This window comes from Streptomyces sp. NPDC107528 (genome assembly GCF_055639295.1).
The window spans coordinates 182,583-205,441 of the sequence record NZ_JBVKAV010000014.1 but is presented as its reverse complement, the minus strand read 5'-3'; the positions used below and the strand labels follow the sequence as shown (position 1 = coordinate 205,441).

The following is a 22,859-nucleotide window of genomic DNA, read 5'->3' as shown; positions in this document are numbered from 1 at the left end:
CCACACAGGGACCCCGCATGGCCAGCACCACATCCGAGGGCGCCGCTCGTACACAGGCCGACGCGCAGCCGCGGCCCGAGTGGTCCTTCGAGACGCGTCAGATCCACGCAGGCAGCGCCCCGGACCCGACCACGGGGGCCCGGGTCGTGCCGATCTACCAGACCGGCTCCTACGTCTTCGACGACGTCGACCACGCTGCCCGGATCTTCGGCCTGGAACAGCCCGGCTACATCTACTCCCGTGTGCAGAACCCCACCAGCGAGGCGTTGGAGAGCCGGCTCGCCGACCTCGAGGGTGCGCTGGAAGCGGTGGTGTTCGCCTCAGGGCAGGCCGCGATCACGACCTCGCTGCTCAACATCTGCGGCACCGGCAGTCATGTGGTGGCCAGTGCGGCCCTGCACGGCGGCAGTTACAACCTGCTGCGCTACACGCTGCCCTCCTACGGCATCGAGACCACGTTCGTCGACGACCCGGACGACCTGGACGCGTGGCGGGCTGCGATCGGTCCGCACACGCGGATCGTGTTCGGCGAGACGGTCGGAAACCCACGCAACAATCTTCTGGACATTCCGGCCATCGCCGAGGTCGCGCACGCCGCCGGGGTCCCGTTGATGATCGACAACACGGCGCTCACTCCCTATCTGCTGCGTCCGCTGGAGCACGGTGCGGACCTGGTGGTGCACTCCACGTCCAAGTACCTCTCCGGGCACGGCACCCTCATCGGCGGGGTCCTGCTGGACGGCGGCAGCTTCGACTTCGGTGCCGATCCCGGGCGCTTTCCGGAGTTCAACGAGCCCGACGCCAGCTTTCACGGACTGCGGTTCTGGCCGCAGTACGGTCCGGGCGCGTTCGCCAGACGACTGCGCACCCGGCTGATGCGGGACATGGGCCCGACCGCGGCGCCGATGAACAGCTTCCTGGTGCTCCAGGGAGTGGAGACGCTGTCGCTGCGCATGGCCCGGCACGCCGAGACCGCGCTGGAACTGGCCGCCTGGCTGGAGGGGCGGCCCGAGGTGAGCGCGGTGCACTATCCGGGGCTGCCTTCCAGCCCCTGGTACGGACTGTCGGGGAAGCTGACCCCGCGGGGTGCGGGCGGTGTGGTGGCTTTCGACCTCGCCGGGGGCATGGCCGCCGGTGCCCGGTTCGTGGACGCGCTGGAGCTGATCAGCCATCTGGCCAACCTCGGTGACGTACGCACCCTGGTGGTGCACCCGGCCAGCACCACGCACTACCAGCTCACCGACGAGCAGAAACGTGCAGCGGGCGTCACTCCAGGTCTGATCCGTCTCTCGGTCGGCCTGGAAGGCGTGCACGACCTCAAGGCCGACCTCACGGCCGGCCTCGCGGCAGCGGGCTCCGAGCCGTCGGGAACCGCCGTATGACCGTGCTGGTCCTGCACCGCGGGCCCCTTGCCGACAGCCCCTATCACCGGTGGCTGGCCGCGCACGACGGCCCGATCGTGCTCCTCGCCTCCGCCCGGCACTTGGCCCCCGGCGAACGGCTGCCCTGGAACGACGAGAAGTACGCGCACACCGAGGCGTTCGACGACTACGACGACCGGCCCGAGGTCGAGCGCCGGGCCGTCGAGCTGGCCGTCAAGTTCGGCTGCACGCACGTCGTGACGTGCGCGGAACGCGACCAGGAACGGGCTGCCCGGATCCGTGAGCGGCTCGACCTGCCCGGCGTGCGGCCCGGGGCCGTCACGCCGTACCGCGACAAGTGGCTGATGCGGCAGGTGGTGGCCCGGTCCGGTGTGCCGGTGGCCGCGCAGGCGCTGCTGTCCTCCGGGGACGCGTTGCGCGCCTTCGTGGCCGAGCACGGACTGCCGGTCGTGGTGAAGCCACGGCGCGGCGCCGGGTCGGTGGGGGTGCGCGTGCTGACGGACGCCGGGCAGGTCGAGGCCGAGGCGTCGAAGCCGGTGGCGACCAGTGCGGACTCGGAGCCCGCGGAGCTGGTGGAGACGTTCGTGGCCGGGGAGATGCTCCATGTCGACGGCGTGGTGCTCGACGGGCGGATCGTCACCATGTGGCCGTTCGCATACCTGTTCCGGCTGGCGTCCTTCCGCGAGGACCGGGGCGCGCGTCTGGACCTCTCCCTGGATCCGGCCGATCCGCTGACCGGAAGGCTGCTGGACTTCGCCGAGCGGGTCCTGGCGGCCCTGCCGCGCCACCGTGACCACGCCTTCCACATCGAAGTGTTCCGCACCCCCGAGGACGAGCTGGTGCTGTGTGAGGCAGCCTGCCGCCCGGCGGGCGCGGCCCTGCGCCAGGTGCATCGGTCGATGTACGGCTTCGACCCGGCCGAGGCCACCGTCCGTGCCCAACTCGGCCTGGGCGGGGCGCCGACGGCCGCGAGGCTGACGCCGCAGGCCATGGCCGGGCAGCTGCTGACCATGAAGCGTTCCGGGCGGGTGCGGCGCCTGCCGCACCGCGTGGCCGACTCGGCCGGGGTCGTCTGGCACCGCACCAACGCGACGGTCGGCGGTGTGCTGTCCGCGCCGACGGCCTCCAGCGACGTCCTGACGGCCACGGTCGTCACGGGCGCCGACCGCGCCGAATGCGAGCTCAGGATGCGGACCCTGGGCGCCCGCATCCTGGCGGAGACGGAGATCGAGCCGGGAAGCTGAGCCCGCCGGTCAGTCCCCGGGTTCCTCCTCCGGTCGCGTCCGAAGCAGCAGTTCCTCGTCCAACAGCCGGGCGCAGTGGGTGAGGGCCGTGTCGGTGTCGGGACCCGTGACCGCGAGCAGGCCCAGGCGGTCCCAGTTGTCGCGCAGGGGGCGCACGCGGTCGCCGGGGCGGACGGAGACCTCCGCGGCGAGGACCTCGGGGCGGGAGGCGAGGCGTTGGACGCCGTCGACCGCGGTGACCACTCCGGGCCGACGGTGGATGAACAGGGTGCAGGCGGCGGCCTGCGGGGCGGGGTGGTCGGGCAGTTCGGGCAGCAGGCGGAACGGCCGGGCGATGGTGTGCGAGGCGAGGTCGATGCCATAGGCGCTCAGAACGAGTTCGTTGATGCAGCCGCCGCCGATGCGAGGGTGCGACTCGATGACGACCGGCCCGTCGGGGCCCAGCCGCAGCTCGGTGTGGGTGGGGCCGTCCGCCAGTCCGACGGCGTCGAGGAAGGCGCGTACAGTCGCCGCGACGCGATCGTGGTCCGCTGGTCCGATGCGGGCGGGAACTGCGTGGCCGAGCTCGGCGAAGTGCGCGTCGGAGACGGTCTTCTCGGTCACGGCGACGACTACGTGCCGGCCCGCGAAGCTGAAGGTCTCCACGCTGAACTCGGGCCCGGGGACCATGGGTTCCGCGAAGAAGCCGTCGAGGGTGAACATGCGGGACTTGCGGTCGCTGCGGCTGCCGTCCAGCTCGCGCACCCGCCGCCACGCAGCCTGGGTCTCCCGGGCTGCGGACACGCGCATCACGCCGAGTCCCGCGGCCCCGGCACGCGGTTTGACGATGAAGGGGTAACCGGCCCGCTCCCCGAAGGAACGTAGGTCCTCCTCCCGGCCCACGGCGCCGAACGGCAGGGCCAGCGACGGATGCCGGGCCAGGTGCCGGCGCATCCGCCACTTGTCGCCGAGCCGAGCCACGACCTCGGCGGGTGGCATTCCGGGCAGCGCGTGGAGTTCGGCGAGGCGGGCCGCGGGGAGCAGCCCGGCTTCGGTGAGGGAGACGATCGCGTCGGGCCGCCATGTGCGGAGGGCCTCCTCGGCCAGGCGCTGGGCGGTCGGCCAGTCGGTGTAGTCGTCGACCAGCACGCTGTCGGCCCGGTCCGCCTGGTGGGCGCTCATCCGCTCGGGGTGCTGGATGAGCACCACGCGCAGCCCGAGCGCCCGGGCCTTGTCAACGGTGGCGTCCTTGCCGCCGAACAGCAGGACCGTACGGCCGTCGGTGCTCATCGAAGGCTCCCCTCCGGGCCGTCGGCCGCGGCGTCGAGGTCGAGCGCGTCGAGGAACCAGTCGCTCGCCCGCCGCAGCCGTTCCTCGACCTGCGCGCGGCTGTCGCCGTGGGCGACGATCGCGGCCATGAAGTCTCCCGACGCCTTCGGACCGGGACTCCACATCCCTGGCCGCAGTGACGTCTCGTAGCCGGTGACCCAACCGAAGGGCACCCGGTCGGGGATGGCCCGCACCAGGCCGCGGCGTTTGAGGAAGACGACCTCGCCGGCCAGCCGACCCGGCCGCAGCCGTTCGCCGCCGCGGGGGAGAGGTACCGGCAGTTCGCAGTCGGCGCGAACCCAGGCCTCCGGCAGGTGCACGCCGAACATGGTGCGCAGGACGACGGAGATCAGGCCGCCGCCGTTGCGGCTGGCGATCTCGCACAGGACGAGCCGGTCGTCGGGGGTATGGAACACCTCGGCGTGGAAGGTGGTGTGGCGAGGGGTGGGCAGGGCGTGGATGACGTCCTCGGTGAAGTCCATCACCCGCTTGTTCATGGGGTCGTCGTGGTCGAGCGCGACATCCACGCAGGGGGCGGAGTCCACGGCGAACTCAGCCGGCCGGAAGTGGTAGACCGACGGCCAGGCAGCGGCGACATGCCCGTCGAGGACGATGCCGTCGACGTGGTACATCGTGCCCTCCACGAAGCCCTCAGCGATCACGCCCCGCTGCCCCGAACTGAGCTTCCAGGCCCGTGGGTCGGCGATGAACCCTTCCACGTCGTCCTGTGTCCGCAACACGCGCACGCCCACCGAGCCGGCGCTGTCGCGGGGTTTGACCACGACCGGCAGCCCCTGTTCGGTGGCGAAGTCGCGGAGCTGACCGGGCTCGTCGACCGACCGGTGCGGGGCGACCGGGATGCCGCCGCGTACGGCGTGCCGCTTCATCACCAGCTTGTCGCGGAAGGCACGGGCGCTGTCCTCGCTCTGCCCGGGCAGGCCGAGCGTGTCCCGCAGCCGCCCCGCCAGCTCCAGGTCCCGTTCCTGCGAGGCCACGACATACCGGAAGCGGTACTTCTGGTGCAGCTCCAGGGCCCGTTCGTACAGCTCGGTGCCCTCCTCGTAGCCGGCGACCGACTCGGTGTGGACATAGCTTCCGCCGGGCTCGGGCAGGGGTTCGCCGGTCTTCTTCAGGGATGCGGCGGAGGCGAGCAGGACGAGTGGCAGCGGCGTGCCCCGCAGCCACTCGGCATACGGCCGCCTGGCCAGTGGCCCCCGGTTGAGGATGAGGATCGACATGGTGGGAGAGGACTCCGGATCAGTTCGGTCGAGTGCTGGACGTGGGCTTGATGGGCGCGGCCGCGGCTGCCGACCGGCGTTCCTCGCGGACCCGGACCGGCACGCGCAGCAGAAGCGCGGAGGCGATGCCGAAAACGCCGAAGAGCAAGGCCATGCCCGCGGGCGGCACCACCGAGCCGATGATCACGCTGAGCGAGGCGGCCAGCCCCGCGGCGCGGGTGCGCAGCCCGTACAGGGCCATGTACTTGGACCGGTGATCGGGATCGACCAGATCGGCCATCAGCGCCTGTCTGACCGGCACATGCATCAGCTCTCCGACGGTGTGGACGACGGACAGCGCGATCAGGCCCCAGGCGTCGCCGGTGACGGCCAGTCCCATGAACCCGGTGGTGTACATGGCGATCCCGATGTACATCCGTGCGGTCTCCGGCAGCCGGCGCAGCAGCCGGCCGATCACCAGAGCGAGTGCCACGACCAGCACGGTGTTCAGGGCGCGCAGGAGACCGAGCATGCCCACCCCGTCCAGGCGCACCCGCCAGGAGTCCAGATGCAGCAGCGTCTGCGGCTCGAAGTCGGCGGCCAGACGGATACCCAGGTAGTACGTCAGCTGCTGTCCCACGGAGGTGATGAGGATCGCGGCCAGCACCAGACGCAGAAAGACACGGTCGGTGGCGGCTCGCGCATATCCGCGCACCGCCTTGCCGATCCCCTTGCCGGCGGCGGCACTCGGCGGCGTACCCGCGGGCCGGGTCTCGCTGAGCTTGGTGAAGGTGACCGTCCACGCCGCGGCGGACAGGAGCAGCCCCACCAGCAGCAGCGTGTCGAAGTGCGCCCCGTAGAAGAATCCCCCGACCGCCGCGCCCAGGGCGAACGCCGCGTTCATCAGCCAGTAGTTGACCGTGTAGAGCGCGGCCCGCGTGCCTGGTGTGGCGATGTCCGTGAGCACCGCGTCCGAGGCGGGGAAACCGAGGCCGCCCATGCAACTGTTGAGCAGGAAGCAGCCGAAGGTCAGCGCGGGACTGTGCCACCAGGGCGAGTTGGCGAGGAACATACCGGCGTACGCCACCACCACCCCGCCCTCGGCCAGCAGCAACGTCGGTCGCCGCCCCCGGGCGTCCGACACATGCCCGCCGACGAAGGTGCACACGATGGTGGCCGCGACCACCACGAGCAGCATCAGTCCCGCCGTCGCGGTCCCGTAGCTGGTGGCGAGCAGGATCGCCATCAGCGGAGTGAGCATGAAGTTCAGGAAGCGGTCGACGAATGACACCGCCAGCCGGACCCGGATGAGGGGATGCGCCCGCCAGGCACTGACGGCCTCGGGCTTGTGCTGTGAGGTCTGGTCAGTCATGGCCCTCGGCTGCCGATGCTTCGACGGGCGCGACGAACTCCACCAGATGCGAGCGCAGTTGGGCGCGCAGCGCCTCACGGTAGATCTTGCCGGACTCGGTACGCGGAAGTTCGTCGGCGAACTCCACCACCGAGAGAGCGGCCAGTTCGCCGTCGCCGCGGGCGTGCCGCAACAGAGCCTGTGCGGTCACCGGGCCCGCGTTCCATCCGGCAGCCGGAACCACATGCGCCTTGGCCACCAGCGGCCCGTCCCCGCCGGCTGACTCCGGTACGGTGACCACCCCCACCTCGTGCACGGCCGGATGCTCCAGCAGCACCGCCTCCAGCGCGGCCGGCGCGACCAGCCTGCCGTCGGCGGCCCGGAAGACGTCCTTGACCCGCCCGATGAAGGCCAGCGAGCCGTCGTCCGCCCGGTGGGCCAGATCACCGGTGCGATACAGAGGCAGGGACGCCGGGTCGACGCCGATCCGCCGCCCGTCGTCGTCGAGGTAGCCGTGCATCAGGCTGGGCAGCCCGCCTGACAGGTCCAGACAGACCTCGCCCTCCTCACCCGGGGTGTCGCCGTCCACCGGGCACAGCACCAGTTCGCAGCCGGGCAGCGCCCGCCCGAGTGAGCGCGGATCGTCGGCACTGCCCGCGGTGACCCCGGCCATGGCGGTCACCTCGGACTGTCCGTAGCCATTGCGCACCGTCACGCCCCAGGCCTCGCGCACCGCAGTCACGATGTCCCGGGTCAGCGGCTCGCCCACGCTCATCGCCTCGCGCAGCGCGACGCGCCGCCCGCCCAGTCCCGCCCGGATCAACGCCCGCCAGATGCTGGGCGGCGCACAGAAGGTCGTCGCGCCGGTGCGCTCCAGCGCGTCGATGACGAACTCCGGGTCGGCGTGCCGGGTGTCCACCGACACGATCGTCGCCTCGGCGTTCCACGGGGCGAAGAAGGAACTCCACGGATGCTTCGCCCAGCCCGGCGAGGAGATGTTGAGGTGCACATCACCCGGCCGGAACCCGGCCCAGTACATGCCCGTCAGATGGCCCACCGGGTAACTGACATGTGTGTGCGCGACCAGCTTCGGCCGCGCCGTGGAACCGGAGGTGAAGAAGCAGCTCATCACCTCGTTCGCGGGCGTCGGCTCCGTCTGTGGGGGTGGACCGCTGTGCCGCACGGAATCGCCGTACGCCTGCCAGCCGGGCCTCTCGCCGCCGACGAGCACCCGCGCGCCGGGCACCGCCACGCCCTCCAGCGTGTCCGCGACCGACGCGGAGGCCACCACGTGCCGGGCCCTGCTGCGTCGCAGCCGCTCGTTCACCTCGGCTGCGGGCAGGGTGGTGAAGACGGGGACGGCGACCGCGCGCAGCTTCATCAGCGCGAGCAGCAGTTCCCACACCTCGACGCCGTTGTCGAGCAGCAGCAGCACGCGCTCGCCCTGGCCCACGCCCCGCGCCGCCAGCCAACCCGCCACCTGGTCCGAGCGGACCGACAACGTCCGGAAGTCCACCCGGGTCTCACCCTCGGGTGTCAGCACCCGCAGCGCCGTGGCGCGGTTACCCGCGGCGATCACGTCGAACCAGTCCACGGCCCAGTTGAAGTACTCGAACACGGGCCAGGCGAACTCCGCGCGGGCCCGTTCGGGCTCGCCGGCGTGCCGCAGCAGCACGTCACGCGCGGCCCGGAAGACGGCGTGCGCGGACAGGGCGACGGGGGTGCCGGGTGGGGGGACGGACGACATTGCGTGACTCCTCGTGGGCAGCCGGGTCAGGGGCCGACGTGGCGGCGGACGACGTCGAGCGCGAGAGCGTCCGCCTCGCGGTGGAAGGCGGTACGGCTGCCGGGGCGTCCGTTGCCGATCTGGGTGAACCAGCGCAGCCCTTCGGTCGGGATGCCGATGGCGTACAGGCCGTGAACCGGTCGACCTGTCGGGTCCAGCAGCCGCCCGGTGGCCGCGCCGACCCGCAGTGACGTGGCGTCCCGCCCGGCCTCGCTCCAAGTGGCGGCCACACCGTCGGTGACGAGCCCGCTCAGCAGCGGGTCACCGCCCCGTGTCGGCCCGGGTGACGGAACGCGCGTGTCGACGACGGCCTGCACGTGCTGCAGGGAACCCGCGACCGCGGGCGACTCGACGGTGAACAGCTCCCGACCGGCGTCGAAGCCGAACCGCACCCGCGGACCGACCACGCGCACCAGCCCCGCCCGGGACAACGCGAGGAACTGTTCGGTCCGCAACGGTGGCGGACCGGTGGACACCAGCGACAGCATCGGTGCGATGTCCTGGAAGAAGTCCTCGCCCGGTGAACCCGGCACGAGCCCGTCGTGCTCCACGGCCGCCCGCAGCAGGTCCCGTGCGTCGCGGATCACGTCCAGCGCCGACTTCAACGGCCCCCGGGCGTTGCCCAGCCGCGCCTGCGCCAGATCCTCCGCGAGCAGCAGGTGCAACGCCTGGTCGTACTCCTCCGGCGAAGCGAAGCAGCGGCCGTTGAAAGGCCGGGCCAGTCGCTCCAGGTCCAGTGGTGCCTCGTCCGCCACACCGTGCGCGGCGAGCACCGGACGCCAGCCGGACCGCCCCGGGCCGGCCGCCACCAGCGCCTCTACCAGCCGGCCGGCCCGCTCCTCACCGTGCCGCTCACGCACCAGCACCTCGTACCGGACGAGGTCGATCTCCGCACACAGGAGCGGCAGCACCTCCGCCGCGAAGTCGAGTTGCGCCGAACCCCGTTCACGGATCGCCCCCTCACGCAGCCGGGCCAGGGCCCGCTGGGTGAACAGCCGTGGCCGGAAACAGCCTTGCGCGCTCTTCTGGTTGTGACCGCGCGTCCCGATCGGAACGCCACTGCGTGAACCGGCGTAGAGCACCGGCTCCTTGCCGCTCGGCTGGTACTCCAGCACGCCTTCCCGGCGCCGGAACTCGCCTCCGCGGCCGACGGTCAGCGACAGCAGCAGGTCGTAGAACGACAGGCCGAGCCCCAGCACGCCCACATCGGCCTGCGCCGGTATCGCGTCCAGCTCGAACTCGGCGACCGCGTCCCCCGCGAAGTGCAGGAGCCACGGGTGGTCGGCGGCGACGCGGGCCAGGCCGGCCACCGTGTCCTGTCGCGGAGCCGGGCTGTGGCCGGTGGCGAGGACGACGGCGTCGGCTTCGATGTGCCCTTCCCCACCGTCGGCCTGGATCCGGAGCCGGTGCCGGCTGCCGGACCGGGTCAGCGCGGTGACGCGGCCGGTCGTCTCCGTCACGTCGGCGTGGACGCGCAGCGACCGGACCACCTCGGTGTAGACATGGCGCAGGTAGTGGCCGTAGACGTGGCGAGGGGCACAGTCGTTCGGGCCCAACGCGTCGTACTCCGCGCCGTCCTGGGCGTCCAGCCACGCGGCGAACGAGGGCAAGGGGCACAGCGCGGCACCGTCGGGCGCCATCGTCAGCTCACCCACCACCGTGTTCATCAGCAGCCACGGCGGTTGATCGGTGCGCCAGACCCGCCCGGCACCCAGCTGGACCGCGTCGATGAGCACCACCCGCGGGCGCGGGCCGCCGGGGCTGCGCGAGAGGTGGTGGGTGAGTCGTTCCAGTACGGCGATGCCGCGCGGCCCCGTGCCGACGATCGCCACCGTCGCCACGGTCACGGTCCGTTCCTCCTCCCGGTCGCCGTCGACCGGGCTCACTTCTGCCAACGCTCGGTCTCTGCGAAGAACTTGTCGATCGGGGTCGTACGTCCCGACTCCACCGCGCGCCGGTGGATGAAGGAGCCGACGGCCAGGTCCAGGATTCCCAGCCCGAAGGGGGAGAAGACGCGCGGCTTGGCGGCGCCGAACTCGACCTTGCCGAGCAGGGCCTCGGCCAGGGTCCCGTCGATGAAGTCGCGGTTGCCGCAGGCCTGTTCGGCCAGGTGCGGGGAGGTCTGCGCGGTCAGACAGTGGTCGATGTCGTCGACCACGTTGTGCGACGCCAGGATGACCTCGGGGGCGATGTCGCGCAGCGAGATGTTGAGCACCGTCTGCCCGGCGGAAAAGGCCTTGGTGCCGGTGATGTAGGGGGCGGCGGCCGTCGTGGCCAGGACGACCACGTCCGCGTCCCGCACCGCGGCGTCCAGGCCGTCGGTCGTGGTCGCGGGGATCCCCAGCGTCTCGCGGGAGTACGCCGCCAGCTTGTCCGCGTAGCCGGACACCTGGTCGTACACCGCGAACTCGCCGATCTGCCACTGCTCGGCGGCGAAGAACTCCAGGATGTTGCGCGCGATCACGCCGGCGCCGACGACGGCGACGCGGGCCGCGCGCGTGGAGCCGTGCAGGGTCGAGGCGCCCAGCACACAGGAGGCCGCGGTGCGGGCGGCGCTGATCTGGGATGCCTCCAGGCAGGCGAACGGATAGCCGGTGGCGTAGTCGTTCAGCAGGAGGACGGCGGAGGCCCGGGGGACGTTGTGGGCGACGTTGTCCGGGAAGCTCGCGATCCACTTGATGCCGGCCACGTCGTGCTCACCGCCGAGATACGCGGGCAGCGCGATGATCCGTGCCGAGGGCTTCTCGGGAAACCGCAGGAAGTAGCTGTTGGGGTTGACCGACTGCCCTGATTCATGGGCCAGGTAGGCCTCCTTCACGACCTGGTAGATGTCCTGTCGTGACTCGGAGATGACCTGGCGGGCCACGGTACCGCTGACTACATCGAACGCGAACAAGGCGATTCCTTCTAGGAACTCTGCGGGCGCGTCAGCGCCTCGACGGCGGGAGGTGTGGGATCGATGCCGAAACGAGCGGCGACCCAGTCGTCGTCGTACACGGTCGCGAGATAGCGCTCGCCCATGTCCGGTGCGAGGGCCACCACCCGTGAGCCGGGCGGGATGTCGGGCGCGGCGCGCTGCACCGCAGTGAACACCGAGCCGGTGGAGCCGCCGGCCAGTAGGCCGTGCCGCCGGGCGAGCATCCGGCAGGTGCGCACCGCCTCGGTCTCCTCGATCAGCATCACCTCGTCGACCAGGTCGGGGCGGCAGATCTCGGGCGCCTTGCTGGTGCCGAGACCCGGAATGTGGCGCGGGCCGGCGGCGGTGCCGAAGGTGACCGAGCCGAGTGTGTCGACGGCGATGATCCTGGTGCGGGGCGAGACTTCACGGAAGTAGGTGGCGCAGCCGGTCAGAGTGCCGGTCGTGCCCGCGCCGACGAACAGGAAGTCCACCGTCTCCATCGCAGCGAGGATGGAGGCAGCCGTACGGGTCTCGTGGACCTTCGGGTTCGCAGGGTTGGCGTACTGGTTGGGCCACACCAGCAGGGGATCGTCCGCAAGCATGCGCTGGATGTGGGCGATTCGCGTGCCCAGGTAGCCGCCGTTGGCGTCCCGTTGGTCCACCACCGCGACACTCGCCCCGAGGGCGCGCATCAAAGCCACGTTGTGCGGTGACGCGTTGACGTCGGTCACGCAGGTGAACGCGTAGTCCTTCGCCGAGCAGACCATCGCCAGAGCGACGCCGAGGTTGCCCGAGGAGGACTCGACGACACGTCCGCCCGGCGACAGCAGCCCGCGCCGCTCCGTGTCCTCGATCAGTCCGACCGCCGTCTTGAGCTTCACGGAGCCGGCCGGATTCAGTCCCTCGATCTTGAGGTACACCTCGCTGCCCGGGACCACTTCGGGGAACCTCAGGAAGACGTCGTCGGTGACGAGGTCGCACACCGAGTCCTTGATCACCGCACTCCCCGGTGCGGCTGCGCCAGGGCCTCCAGCACCGCCATGGCGCTGGTGAGCTTCATCTCAGCCTGGGTCCAGGCGAGCGAGCGGTCGCCCTCCAGCACCCGGGACGAGATCTCGTCACCGCGATGGGCCGGAAGGTCGTGCATGAGGACGGCGTTCGGCCAGCGGCTCATGAACGTCGTGTCGATGTAGAGGAAGCGGAACGCCTCACGCCAGTCCGCGTCCGGCTTGGACGTCCCGGTGGTCTGCCAGCGGGTCGTGTACACCACGTCGGCGGCGTCGGGGGCCTCGTCGAGGGTGTGGACCTGCCGGACGACGGCGCCGCGTTCGGCGGCCCGCGCCCGGGCGCCGGCCAGTTCGGCCCCGGGTATGCCGTAGCCGGGCGGGGTGAGCAGGGTCAGCTCGGTGCCGGGGTAGTGCGCCAGGCCGTGTGCCAGGGCCACGGCACTGTTGTTGCCCTCACCCACGTACAGCACCTTGAGGCCCTCCAGGGCGCCGAAGTGCAGGCGCATGGTGGCGAGATCGCAGATGCCCTGGGTGGGGTGCTCCTCCTGCCCCATGGCGTTGACGACGGGGATGCCCCCGCACCGGGAGAGGGTCTTCAGCTGGGCCACCGGCCCCGAGGTGCGGGCGACCAGGAGGTCGAGCATGCGTCCGAAGACGCGCCCGGTGTCCTCCAGGGACTCGCCGGTCTCCAGTTGGAGGTCGTTCGGACCGTAGCTGATGACCTGGCCGCCGAGGCGCAGCGCGGCGGTGGTGAAGGCCGTACGGGTGCGGGTGGAGGTCTTGGTGAACAGGATTCCCGCGATCCGCCCGCGTAGCGGCTCGTCATGGTCCGTGCGGTCGGTGAAGAACTCACCGGATCGGCATACCAGTTGGTCGAGGTCCTTGTCGTCGAGGTCGGACAGGGAGAAGACCCCCGTCTCCACGGCCTGCTCAGGCAGTCCCAGCAGGGTTGGGTCCGCTGCCACCATGTCTCACATCTCCTGTAGACGTCGTCACAACAATCCGGCGGCCATGAAGGCGTCCCGCGCCCCGGGCACGTCCAGCACGCCGGCAGATTCGAACAGTTGAAAGGTGTGCCGCGCGGACGCCCGGACGCCGAGCCGCAGTTGCTCGGTGGCATAGCAGTCGGCGACGACCTCGCCCACGGCCGCCTCGCCCAGCCCCGCCGCGGCGAGCGAGGCGCGTACCGGCACCAGGTCGGGCGTGAGGCTGCGGCTGACCAGCTCGGGCAGACAGCGCGCGGCCCGCTCGCGCAGCGCCGGGCTCATGCCGTGCCAGAGCTCTTTGAAGAAGGCCGCGAAGTAGGCGTGGTGGCGCCCCTCGTCCTCGGCGTGGTCGCGGACCACCTCGCGGATCGTGCCGACCACGAGGGGGTCCTTCGGTATGTCCTTGAGGATCGAGGTGACCAGGGTCTCGAAGACGACCACCTGGAGCAGCTGCACCAGGACGGGTTCGCCGGGCATGACGTCGGCACCGATGCCGTCGAGGCGACCGAGGAACGGCGTGAAGTCGTAGTCGGGCGTCGCGATGCCCGTGGCGTCACTGACCTGTTCCACCACGTCCAGGCTGTACAGCGCGTGATAGGCCTCGTCGCAGTAGATCTTGTACGCGTCCAGGCGTACCGAGGACGGCAGATCCAGCCCCGAGGTGCCGTCCGCGATGCGTGCCGCGGCGCGGTTCACCACGTTCGTCTCGAAGTGCATGGTGAACTGCATGTACTGGTAGAGGTGCCGGGCCACGAGCCCGAACCGCCGACCCGGTTCCAGATCCTGCACGAGCGGATGGTCCAGGTAGGGGATCAATTTCTCGGGAAAGAGGGTCCTTCCCGCGTCCAGTTCGTCTCCGATGACCCGTCGCGGATCCGTCCGCACCCCGGCCTTTTCGTACCAGCCGTCCAGCGGCGACTTCATGCGACTTCTCCAGGCTTGTCAAATCTCTGTTACGGCGGCCACCATCAGCCAGAGCCCGATGGCGCACAGGGCGACGCCCGCGGTCCTTTCCAGGACCTTCCGCCATCTCCGCTCGCGGAGGATGTCGCCCATGCGCGCCACGAGAACGCCATAGGCGAGCAAGGACAGGAAACTCAGGGCGATGTGAATGGACGCCAGGAGCGCGGCGGGTGCGAGCGCTGATCCGTGGGCGGGCAGGAATTGCGGGAGCAGCGCGGTGTAGAAGACGCCGACCTTGGGATTCCCCAGACTCGTCAGCGCACCCTGCCGCCAGTCGCGGCCGGCGGGCAGCTCGGGCTCCGTCGCCGCTCGGGACGCCGCGACCAGCGCCTGCGTCCCGAGGTAGACGAGATACGCGGCACCGGCCGCCCTGAGAACGGCGAAGAGCGTCGGAGAGGCGGCGACGGCCGCCGCGAGGCCCGCCGAGGACAGCAGGGCCCACGCCGCCAGTCCGGCACACACGCCGGTCGTGGTCCGGATGGCGCTCCGGTGGCCGCCACTGAGGGTGTTGCGCACCACGACCAGGGTGTCGGCTCCGGGTACGACCACCACCAGGGCGGCCAGCGCCGTGTAACCCGCGATGCCGGTCAACGCGCCGCTGTCAGCCGGAGACGGGCCGGACAGCACGCAGGCCGAGGATCAGATCCCAGCGAATGTCGTCAGCAGCCGCGAAAGGCGCGAAACGAGACTGTATAAGCGAGTGCGAAGCCATCCGAGTTCTCCCACCGTTTTGTGTTCAACGTTTTGCGTTCAACGTCTGTGGTCAATGCCGCTTGTTGCGGCTGATCCACACTCGCTCACGGCCTGCACTGATCTCCACCTCTGCGGACATCATGTCCATGCATTGCATGATCATGAGTTCTGCCAAAGGTGTACGGCTGGTAAGGAAAGCGGCCCTTCAGCTTCCTGCATTGCAGCAATGTGGGCCGGACCGGCATGGACCGGCACCCCGGCGCACCCCACAGTGGAACGTCGAACCGGCTGTCGCCCACGGCTTCGAGGCCGTGCAGTGGATCCGAGAGAAGAGACCGATCTTGTCCCTACCCCCGCCCGTCACCGGTACCCCGGTCCCGTTGCGCCGCCGTTCGGTTTCCGGGCCGCTGCGCATCGGTGTCCTGGTATCCGCCACCGGCGCCAATCTCAACACGCTGCTCGGCATGCGGGAGGCACACCCAGGGGAGTTCGAGGTCTGCCTCGTCGCCTCGCACGGGGAGCGGGTCAAGGCCCTGGACGTGGCACGTGGAGCCGGAGTCGAGGCGTGGACGGGCGACTTCGACCGCTACTGCGGCACCGCGTCGGCTGCGCGCGACCAGCGTGCCCGAGCACGGTACCGGACCCGGGCCCGGGAGTGGCACGACGGCCTGGACGCACGGCTGGCCGACTGGGAGCGCCGCAACGGCGAACTCGATCTGATCGTCCTCGCTTACCACCGCTGGGTCGAGGGCCGGCTCCTCGAACGCTACCGGGGCCGCATGATCAACCAGCACCCGGCCGACCTCTCGGTCCTGTCCGAGACGGGCGGACGCGCCTTCATCGGCAAGGACCCCGTACGGCTGGCGATGGCCGCGGGCCGCCCCGCCACCCGAACCTCCTGCTTCCTGGTCGACGAGACCCAGGACGGGGGCGCCGTGCTCGCCATGGGACCGGAGGTTCCGGTGGGCGGACGGCGGCCGACCCCCAAGGACGCCTGGCAGCAGGAACTGGAACAGAAGAGTCGCAGCGACCGCCCCTGCCTGCGCTGGGTCGTGCGGGCGTTCGCGGCCGACCGGCTCGCGCTCGGCGACGGAACACACCCCGACGGCAGCCGCGTCGTGCTGGTGGACGGACGGCCGACACCACTGGGCGGCCGACGGCTGACCGAGGAGGCATCCGCATGACCGGACCCGAGAACGAGGCTCGCATTCCCGCCTTCGCGGGGGCGGGCAACCTCGTCTACCGCGAGCCCGAGGTTCCCCGCTTCGTTTCGGCGGAGGGCTGCTGGCTGACCGCCGCCGACGGGCGCCGGTACCTCGACGCGGAGGCCGCCAACGGCACCGTCGCCTGGGGGTACGACAGCGAGCTGCTGCGCGAGGCGCTGGCGCGCTGCGAGGGACTGCCGGCCCTGCCTTCCTTCTGCGAGTCCGAACTGCGGCTGAAAGTGCTGTCCCGGCTGGAGCTGTTGGTGTCGCAGGCCCTGGGCACACCCGGGCGGGTGGAACTGGACCTCGGCGGCGCCCAGGCGATGGAGACCGCGCTGCGCATCGCCTTCGCGGCCAACGGGCCCGGCACGGTCGTCGTCTTCGAGGGGGCCTTCCACGGCCGCTCGGGAGTGACGAGCATGCTCAGTTCGAGCCCCCGATACCGCGAACTGCTCGCTGCGTGGGGCCTGGAGGTGGTCCGGCTGCCCAGCCCGGACTGCCGGCAGTGTCCGCACTCCCCGGTGGGCGGCTGGTGCGCGGTCGGCTGCCGCAAGGCTGTCGCCCGCTGGGGGTCCGAGCTGAGCGGTGTCGGCGGCAGCGGTTTCGGCCGCAAGGTCTCGGCGTTCGTGTTCGAGTCCGTCCAGAACGTCGGTGGCATGGTGGAGCCCGATCACGAGCTGCTGCGTAGCGCGGTGGACCACGCGCGGGAGCAGGGCGCGCTCGTCATCGCGGACGAGATCTTCACGGGGATGCACCGGGTCGGACCGCGCTGGGGCTTCGAGCGGGCCGGCGTCGTCCCGGACGTCGTGGTGACCAGCAAGGGTCTGACCAACGGCGGTGCAGCGCTGAGCATGGTGTGGTCGCGCGAGCCCCTGGGGCATCCGGAGAGGTACCGGCCCGGGAGCCACTCCTCCACATACATCGGCATCCCGCACGCACTCGCCGTCGTCGACACGGTGCTGGACCGCTGGGAGCGCTGGACGACGGTGGACAAGGACATCCTGTTGCTGGAGCAGGCGCTGCGGGAACGGCTGTCCGCCGTCGCGACCCGTCACCCGGCCCTGGTGCACAGCGTCGACGCGATGGGCGGCACTGCGCGTATCGTCCTCAACGGTCCGCACGCCGGACGGCTGCGCCACCTCTTCCGCACCGCGCACCCGGAAGCGGGAGTCCTCGTCGCGACGACCGGCATGGCGCCCGACGTCATCAACGTGCATCCGCCCCTGGTCGTCCAGCACAGCGAACTCGACGTGTTCGCCGAGGTCTTCGACACCGCGCTCACCGGGATCGCGTGATGGGAGTGGAGACGGAACGCAAGTTCCTGGTGCGCCCCGGCTGGCGCGAGACGGTGGTCCGGACCCTGGAGGTCCGCCAGGGCTATCTGTCCGAGGACCCCGCGCGGGCCGTACGGGTGCGGATCACCGACGGGCGGTCCGGGGCCCTCACCGTCAAGGGCCACCGGGAAGGGGCACGCAGGCCCGAGTTCGAGTACCCCGTACCACTCGCCGACGCGACCGAGATCCTCGCGCGGCTGTGCCCGCAGCCGCTCGTGGAGAAGGTGCGGCACTACCTCGGCGCACCGTACGACGGCTGGACCGTGGACGAGTTCTACGGCTCCAACGCGGGGCTCGTCCTTGCCGAACTCGACTCCGAGGAGGCCGAGTTCGTCACTGACCTCCCCCCGTGGATCGTGGCGGAGGTAACCACGGATCTCCGCTTCGACAACGCAAGGCTGCACGGGAACCCTTATCCCGGCTGGGCACCGGCAGCGCGCACCGCACCGGCTGCGCCGCCGCGGAGTCCCGCCGATGCCGGTCTGGTGATCTTCGACAACGACGGAGTGCTGGTCGACTCCGAGCCCCTCGCCAACCGAGTGCTGGCCGCCCTGCTCACCGAGTCGGGATTCCCCACCACTGTCGAGGAGAGCATCCGCCGCTACATGGGCGGCACCCTGGACCGCGTGCGGGACATGCTCCGCGCGGACACCGGACGTGAGCTGCCGGCCGACTTCGCGCAGCGCTACCGGGAGTGCCTGAAGGACGTGTTCGAGCGGGAGTTGCGACCCGTTCCCGGAATCACGGACGTTCTGGACGCCTTGGCCGAGCGCGGCACCCCGTTCTGTGTCGCGTCGAGTTCGCCCCGGGACCGGCTCGAACTCGCCCTCAGGGTCACCGGGCTCGCTCCCCGACTCGGGCACCGGGTGTACTCGGCGGAGGAGGTGCTGCGCGGAAAGCCCGCTCCGGACCTGTTCCTGCACGCCGCCGTGCGCATGGGCGTCGACCCGGCCGCCGCGGTGGTCGTCGAGGACAGCGTTCCCGGGGTCGACGCGGCGGCGGCCGCGGGCATGACCGGCATCGGCTTCGCGGCGCTCACCCCGGCCGACCGGCTGAGCCGGGCGGCGTACGTGGTCCATGACACTGCGGGGCTGGCCGCGCGCCTCGGCCTGCCCGCCGACGTGCCGGTCTGAGGCGCGGTCTGAGGCGCCCGGGTCAGTCCGCGGCGGCGCTCGGGCCCTCCTGAACGTCTTCTGCGTCCAGGATGCCCGAGGTGGCGATCAGCACCCCGAGCTGGCAGCGGCTGCGGGCGCCGAAGTCCTCGTAGATCTTGGAGATGTGGCCTCGGCAGGTGCGCACGCTCACGCCCAGGCGGCGGGCGATGGTGTCGTCGGTCTCGCCCTCGGCGAGCAGTTTGATGATGGACATCCGGACGTCGGACAGCAGGGTCTTCACCTCCGGCGCCCGGTTGCGGGTGGAGAAGGGGGTCGCGAGACCCCAGAACCGCTCGAAGACCTCGACCAGGAACTCGACGATCGCCGGCTGGTGGATGGCGAGTGCGATCTGCCGGTCGCTGCGGGCCGGTATGAAGGCGATCTTGCGGTCGAAGATGATCATCCGGTCGGTGCATGTATCGATGCTGCGTACGTCTCCGCCGTGACTGGTGACCTGCTTGACGTACTGCCGGGTGGCGGAATGGAAGCGTGCGGAGTGCTGGTAGATCGTGCGCATCTGGACGCCCCGCTCCAACATGGTGCGGGTGGGCTCCCAGGCCGCGGCGAGGCTCTCGGCCCTGCGGCCCCCGCCGGGCTGCACGGTGAGCACCTCCTCCGTACAGCGGGCCGCCGCGACCTCCAGCTCGGAGTTGATGGCGGCGAGCCCGACGAGCATGCTGAGCTCCGTGCCGTCGTCGGGGCCGTGGACGGCCTTTGCGTATGTGCTCTGATAGCGCCCTAAGTCTGCGCGAAGTCGTTCTGCCTCGCGCTCGAGGTGCTCGATCTGCTGGTCCAGCGGGGCGAGCAGCCGGGAGGCCGCGCTGCGAGGGGTGGCGACGGCGAAGGAATTGCCCTCACCGAGCAGAGGGACCAGCAGCTCGTACTGGCCGAGTTGTCGGGCGGCCGCCTCGGTGCGTTCCTCGCTCCAGCCCAGCAGGTCCGCCGCCATGGAAAGGTCCATTCCATCCTGACGGACCATCAGATGGTAGAGGTCGACCGAATCGCTCTCAGATCCGGCGTGTTCACCCTGGTCAGGGTAATGTTCACGCATCCTTACTCCCCCTGTGGCCGACTGTACCAACGGGCGTAGACATTAACAGGGCAAGCCATGGACGATGAGCGCGCGCTTAGCGCGTCTCGCCGGGGGTGTTCGGGGTGGAATCGGCTCCCTGGCCGGGAAGGCGCGCGAGGGGGCAGGCCGAGGTCACGCCGGGGCCCGCGAGGGCAGCGCCCTCAGCTCCCCGCACATGACGAGGGCGGAGCCCGAAGCCCCGCCCGAACACCGTGAAATCCCAGGTCAGGGCCACACCAGGCAATATGGCTGATGCCCCGCCTCATGCAGGCGATGCGAGAAGTCCTGCCACTCGTGCAGCAGCTGGTACACGTTGAACGCATCCCGGGGCCCACCCCGGTCCGGCACCGTCGACCAGATGAACGCCGCCGCGCCGACGGCTTCCTCTCCTATACCCCGGAGCGGGTCCACGACCGTCATCGGCAGCTTGACCACGGCGTAGTCGGGGTGGAGGACGACCAGCTCCAGTGGCGGCACCTTGTGCAGGGGGACGCCCTCGATGCCCGTGAGGACCATCGCGGCCATGGTCTCCGGCTTGATCTTGGTGAACATGCCGTTCATGCCGAGCTCGTCGCCGCCGAGTTCCTCGGGGCGCATCGAGATCGGGACGCGGGCCGCGGTCGCACCGTCCGGCGCGCCGAAGTACTTGTACGTCACCCCCACCCGACCACCATTCCTGCTCACCCTCAGCCGATCACTGCGTCGGTCGGCCCGCTCTGATTCGTTCGGAACACTCGGCATATCCGGTACTACGTGTCCCTGACGTGCTTCGTTCGAATCCTCCGCCTCGCGCCGGTGCTTTCCCCGCCGGGCACGTCGAGGACCCAGGTCATCAGTCCCCTCGCCCAGTCCGCCACCGCGATGCATATCTCCACCCGACTGCTTTTCTAGGACGCGTGGCCCCGGCCGCGCAACCCGATCATCGTGTCAGTGACCTCCCCCACGGCCGCCCGCCGAAACGTGCCTTGAAACACCTGTCCGCGGGATCTCTTCAGTCCCCGGCCATCACGCCCGGCATGAGCTGTGTGTATCACGCCCAGTCTCGCAGATCGCGGGCGAGCGCAGACCGGTTGCCCGGTCAGCGGTGGCCCCGCTGCCGTCACCTCCCGCTGGCCTACCCTGAGGAGGTCACTGGCAATCGGAGCCCGAGAAGGTCGGAGAAGTCGCAGGCCATGAGCGAATCGCCCTACCCATACGATGCACCGGCCTCGCAGGCCCTGTTCGACCGTGCGGCCGCCGTCACACCCGGCGGCGTGAACTCCCCGGTCCGTGCCTTCCGCGCCGTGGGCGGAACGCCCCGGTTCATGGTGTCCGGCAGCGGTCCGTACCTGACCGACGCCGACGGACGTGAGTACGTCGACCTCGTCTGCTCCTGGGGTCCCATGATCCTCGGGCACTCCCACCCGGACGTGATCGCCGCCGTCCAGGACGCCGTGTCCCGCGGTACCTCGTTCGGTACGCCCGGTGAGGGCGAGGTCGCGCTCGCCGAGGAGATGGTCGACCGGATCGAGCCGCTGGAGCAGGTCCGGCTCGTGTCCAGTGGCACCGAGGCCACCATGTCCGCCATCCGGCTCGCCCGCGGGTTCACCCAGCGGTCCAAGGTGATCAAGTTCGCCGGGTGCTACCACGGGCACGTCGACTCGCTGCTCGCCGCCGCCGGGTCCGGGGTCGCGACCTTCGCCCTCCCCGACACCCCCGGCGTCACCGGCGCCCAGGCCGGCGACACGATCGTCCTGCCTTACAACGACCTCGAGTCCGTCCACGAGGCCTTCCACCGCTTCCCCGGTGAGATCGCCTGCGTGATCACCGAGGCCTCGCCCGGCAACATGGGCGTCGTCCCGCCGCTGCCCGGCTTCAACCAGGGGCTGAAGGACGCCTGTGGGAAGAACGGCGCCCTCTATATCTCCGACGAGGTCATGACAGGCTTCCGGACCAGCCGCGCCGGGTGGTACGGCGTCGACGGGGTCAAGCCCGACCTCATGACCTTCGGCAAGGTCATGGGCGGCGGCTTCCCGGCCGCCGCCTTCGGTGGACGTGCCGATGTGATGGCCCACCTCGCGCCCGCCGGGCCCGTCTACCAGGCCGGCACCCTCTCCGGGAACCCGATCGCCACCGCCGCCGGGCTCGCCCAGCTGCGGCTCCTCGACGAGGCGGCGTACGCGAAGGTCGACGCCGTGTCGGGGACGATCCAGTCCCTCGTCACCGACGCCCTCACCAAGGAAGGCGTCACGCACCGGCTGCAGACCGCCTCCAACATGTTCTCCGTGTTCTTCACGGACCGGGACGTGCGCAACTACGAGGACGCCAAGCGCCAGGAGTCCTTCCGCTTCACCGCCTTCTTCCAGTCGATGCTGGCGCAGGGCGTCTATCTGCCGCCCTCGTCCTTCGAGTCCTGGTTCGTTTCCACGGCACACGACGAGCAGGCCGTCCAGCGGATCGCCGACGCCCTCCCGGCGGCGGCCCGAGCGGCGGCGGAGGCCACGGCAGCATGAGCGACACCCCGATCACCAGCGAGACCCCCGTGACCAGCGACACCCCCATGACCAACGACAGCCCCACCGGCGACAGCGACATCACCGTCGTACACCTCATGCGGCACGGCGAGGTGGCCAACCCGGACGGGATTCTCTACGGCCGTCTCGCGGGGTATCACCTGTCCGACCTCGGGCGGCAGATGGCCGACCGGGTCGCCGAGCACCTCGCCTCCCGGGACGTCACGTACGTCTGCGCCTCCCCGCTGGAGCGGGCGCAGGAGACCGCGACGCCGATCGCCAAGGCGCACGGCCTGGACCTCACGACCGACGCGCGGCTCATCGAGGCCGGCAACGTCTTCCAGGGCAAGACGTTCGGGGTGGGGGACGGCGCACTGAAGAAGCCGGAGAACTGGAAGCACCTCGTCAACCCCTTCAAGCCGTCCTGGGGTGAGCCGTACGTCGAGCAGGTCATCCGCATGATGGGCGCGCTGGACGCCGCCAAGGACGCCGCGCGCGGGCACGAGGCCGTGCTGGTCAGTCATCAGCTGCCGATCTGGATCGTGCGTTCCTACGTCGAGAAGCGGCGGCTGTGGCACGACCCGCGCAAGCGGCAGTGCACGCTCGCGTCCCTGACGAGCTTCACGTACCAGGGCGACAAGATCGTGTCCGTCGGCTACAGCGAGCCGGCCATCGATCTCGTCCCCGCCCATCTCCGCGCCGGCGCCAAGCCGGTGAAGGGGAAGGACAAGGCCTTCGGCGCCTAAGACACGTTTGTGACATTTGT

Annotated in this window: 19 protein-coding genes; 7 read left to right on the top strand and 12 right to left on the bottom strand. The window is 70.6% G+C overall.

Translation table 11 applies throughout. The features are described 5' to 3' along the window. Nucleotides 1-17 precede the first annotated feature (17 nt). Together ACZ7L5_RS38015 and ACZ7L5_RS38010 are read left to right on the top strand one after the other, a co-directional pair. Nucleotides 18-1,382, top strand: coding sequence for an O-acetylhomoserine aminocarboxypropyltransferase/cysteine synthase family protein (locus tag ACZ7L5_RS38015; RefSeq protein WP_471522825.1), 1,365 nt, complete (start codon nucleotides 18-20; stop codon nucleotides 1,380-1,382). Beyond that, a complete protein-coding gene (locus ACZ7L5_RS38010; protein ID WP_471522823.1) occupies nucleotides 1,379-2,626 on the top strand; it encodes an ATP-grasp domain-containing protein in 1,248 nt (415 codons plus the stop codon). The genes ACZ7L5_RS38015 and ACZ7L5_RS38010 overlap by 4 nt, the downstream gene beginning before the upstream one ends. A 9-nt stretch (nucleotides 2,627-2,635) precedes the next feature. Here ACZ7L5_RS38010 and ACZ7L5_RS38005 read toward each other — a convergent pair whose 3' ends face one another. Genes ACZ7L5_RS38005 through ACZ7L5_RS37960 form a run of 10 tightly spaced genes read right to left on the bottom strand, consistent with a single transcriptional unit; the run spans nucleotide 2,636 to nucleotide 14,734 of the window. Further along, complete coding sequence (locus ACZ7L5_RS38005) at nucleotides 2,636-3,895, bottom strand: ATP-grasp domain-containing protein (RefSeq protein WP_471522821.1); 1,260 nt, start codon at nucleotides 3,893-3,895, stop codon at nucleotides 2,636-2,638. After that, nucleotides 3,892-5,172 (bottom strand): ATP-grasp domain-containing protein, encoded by a 1,281-nt coding sequence (locus ACZ7L5_RS38000; RefSeq protein ID WP_471522819.1) that lies wholly within the window; start codon nucleotides 5,170-5,172, stop codon nucleotides 3,892-3,894. Before ACZ7L5_RS38000 ends, ACZ7L5_RS38005 begins: the two co-directional genes overlap by 4 nt. 19 nt (nucleotides 5,173-5,191) lie before the next feature. After that, nucleotides 5,192-6,523 (bottom strand): MDR family MFS transporter, encoded by a 1,332-nt coding sequence (locus ACZ7L5_RS37995; protein WP_471522817.1) that lies wholly within the window; start codon nucleotides 6,521-6,523, stop codon nucleotides 5,192-5,194. Further along, nucleotides 6,516-8,249 carry an AMP-binding protein gene (locus ACZ7L5_RS37990; protein WP_471522815.1) on the bottom strand — a complete coding sequence of 578 codons (1,734 nt, stop codon included), beginning with the start codon at nucleotides 8,247-8,249 and terminating at the stop codon, nucleotides 6,516-6,518. Before ACZ7L5_RS37990 ends, ACZ7L5_RS37995 begins: the two co-directional genes overlap by 8 nt. 26 nt (nucleotides 8,250-8,275) lie before the next feature. Continuing rightward, nucleotides 8,276-10,174 (bottom strand): FAD/NAD(P)-binding protein, encoded by a 1,899-nt coding sequence (locus tag ACZ7L5_RS37985; protein WP_471522946.1) that lies wholly within the window; start codon nucleotides 10,172-10,174, stop codon nucleotides 8,276-8,278. Then, a complete protein-coding gene (sbnB, locus tag ACZ7L5_RS37980; RefSeq protein ID WP_471522813.1) occupies nucleotides 10,171-11,184 on the bottom strand; it encodes a 2,3-diaminopropionate biosynthesis protein SbnB in 1,014 nt (337 codons plus the stop codon). Before sbnB ends, ACZ7L5_RS37985 begins: the two co-directional genes overlap by 4 nt. Nucleotides 11,185-11,195: 11 nt before the next feature. Beyond that, entirely contained in the window at nucleotides 11,196-12,185 is a 990-nt protein-coding gene (sbnA, locus tag ACZ7L5_RS37975) for a 2,3-diaminopropionate biosynthesis protein SbnA (protein ID WP_471522811.1), read from the bottom strand. Further along, complete coding sequence (locus ACZ7L5_RS37970) at nucleotides 12,182-13,162, bottom strand: ornithine carbamoyltransferase (protein WP_471522809.1); 981 nt, start codon at nucleotides 13,160-13,162, stop codon at nucleotides 12,182-12,184. The genes sbnA and ACZ7L5_RS37970 overlap by 4 nt, the downstream gene beginning before the upstream one ends. Before the next feature lie 24 nt (nucleotides 13,163-13,186). Beyond that, nucleotides 13,187-14,104: a diiron oxygenase gene (locus ACZ7L5_RS37965; protein WP_471522807.1), complete on the bottom strand. Its 918-nt coding sequence runs from the start codon at nucleotides 14,102-14,104 to the stop codon at nucleotides 13,187-13,189. An 18-nt stretch (nucleotides 14,105-14,122) separates the two neighbouring features. Then, nucleotides 14,123-14,734: a LysE family translocator gene (locus ACZ7L5_RS37960; protein ID WP_471522805.1), complete on the bottom strand. Its 612-nt coding sequence runs from the start codon at nucleotides 14,732-14,734 to the stop codon at nucleotides 14,123-14,125. Nucleotides 14,735-15,177: 443 nt separating this feature from the next. Between ACZ7L5_RS37960 and ACZ7L5_RS37955 the strand changes: the two genes are divergently transcribed. Genes ACZ7L5_RS37955 through ACZ7L5_RS37945 form a run of 3 tightly spaced genes read left to right on the top strand, consistent with a single transcriptional unit; the run spans nucleotide 15,178 to nucleotide 18,508 of the window. Next, on the top strand, nucleotides 15,178-16,020 hold the full coding sequence (locus tag ACZ7L5_RS37955) for a formyltransferase family protein (protein ID WP_471522803.1): 843 nt from the start codon (nucleotides 15,178-15,180) through the stop codon (nucleotides 16,018-16,020). Then, nucleotides 16,017-17,336, top strand: a complete 1,320-nt coding sequence (locus ACZ7L5_RS37950; RefSeq protein ID WP_363033448.1) for an aminotransferase class III-fold pyridoxal phosphate-dependent enzyme — start codon at nucleotides 16,017-16,019, stop codon at nucleotides 17,334-17,336. Before ACZ7L5_RS37955 ends, ACZ7L5_RS37950 begins: the two co-directional genes overlap by 4 nt. Continuing rightward, nucleotides 17,336-18,508, top strand: a complete 1,173-nt coding sequence (locus ACZ7L5_RS37945; RefSeq protein ID WP_471522801.1) for an HAD-IA family hydrolase — start codon at nucleotides 17,336-17,338, stop codon at nucleotides 18,506-18,508. Before ACZ7L5_RS37950 ends, ACZ7L5_RS37945 begins: the two co-directional genes overlap by 1 nt. A 22-nt stretch (nucleotides 18,509-18,530) precedes the next feature. Here ACZ7L5_RS37945 and ACZ7L5_RS37940 read toward each other — a convergent pair whose 3' ends face one another. Together ACZ7L5_RS37940 and ACZ7L5_RS37935 are read right to left on the bottom strand one after the other, a co-directional pair. Further along, nucleotides 18,531-19,490: a helix-turn-helix transcriptional regulator gene (locus tag ACZ7L5_RS37940; RefSeq protein ID WP_471522799.1), complete on the bottom strand. Its 960-nt coding sequence runs from the start codon at nucleotides 19,488-19,490 to the stop codon at nucleotides 18,531-18,533. Nucleotides 19,491-19,826: 336 nt separating this feature from the next. Then, nucleotides 19,827-20,264, bottom strand: a complete 438-nt coding sequence (locus ACZ7L5_RS37935; protein WP_003974483.1) for a hypothetical protein — start codon at nucleotides 20,262-20,264, stop codon at nucleotides 19,827-19,829. 509 nt (nucleotides 20,265-20,773) lie between these two features. Here ACZ7L5_RS37935 and hemL point away from each other — a divergent pair. Both hemL and ACZ7L5_RS37925 read left to right on the top strand, forming a co-directional pair. Then, entirely contained in the window at nucleotides 20,774-22,093 is a 1,320-nt protein-coding gene (gene hemL, locus ACZ7L5_RS37930; protein ID WP_471522797.1) for a glutamate-1-semialdehyde 2,1-aminomutase, read from the top strand. A gap of 47 nt (nucleotides 22,094-22,140) precedes the next feature. After that, nucleotides 22,141-22,839 carry a histidine phosphatase family protein gene (locus ACZ7L5_RS37925; protein WP_363033587.1) on the top strand — a complete coding sequence of 233 codons (699 nt, stop codon included), beginning with the start codon at nucleotides 22,141-22,143 and terminating at the stop codon, nucleotides 22,837-22,839. The last annotated feature ends 20 nt before the right edge of the window (nucleotides 22,840-22,859 follow it).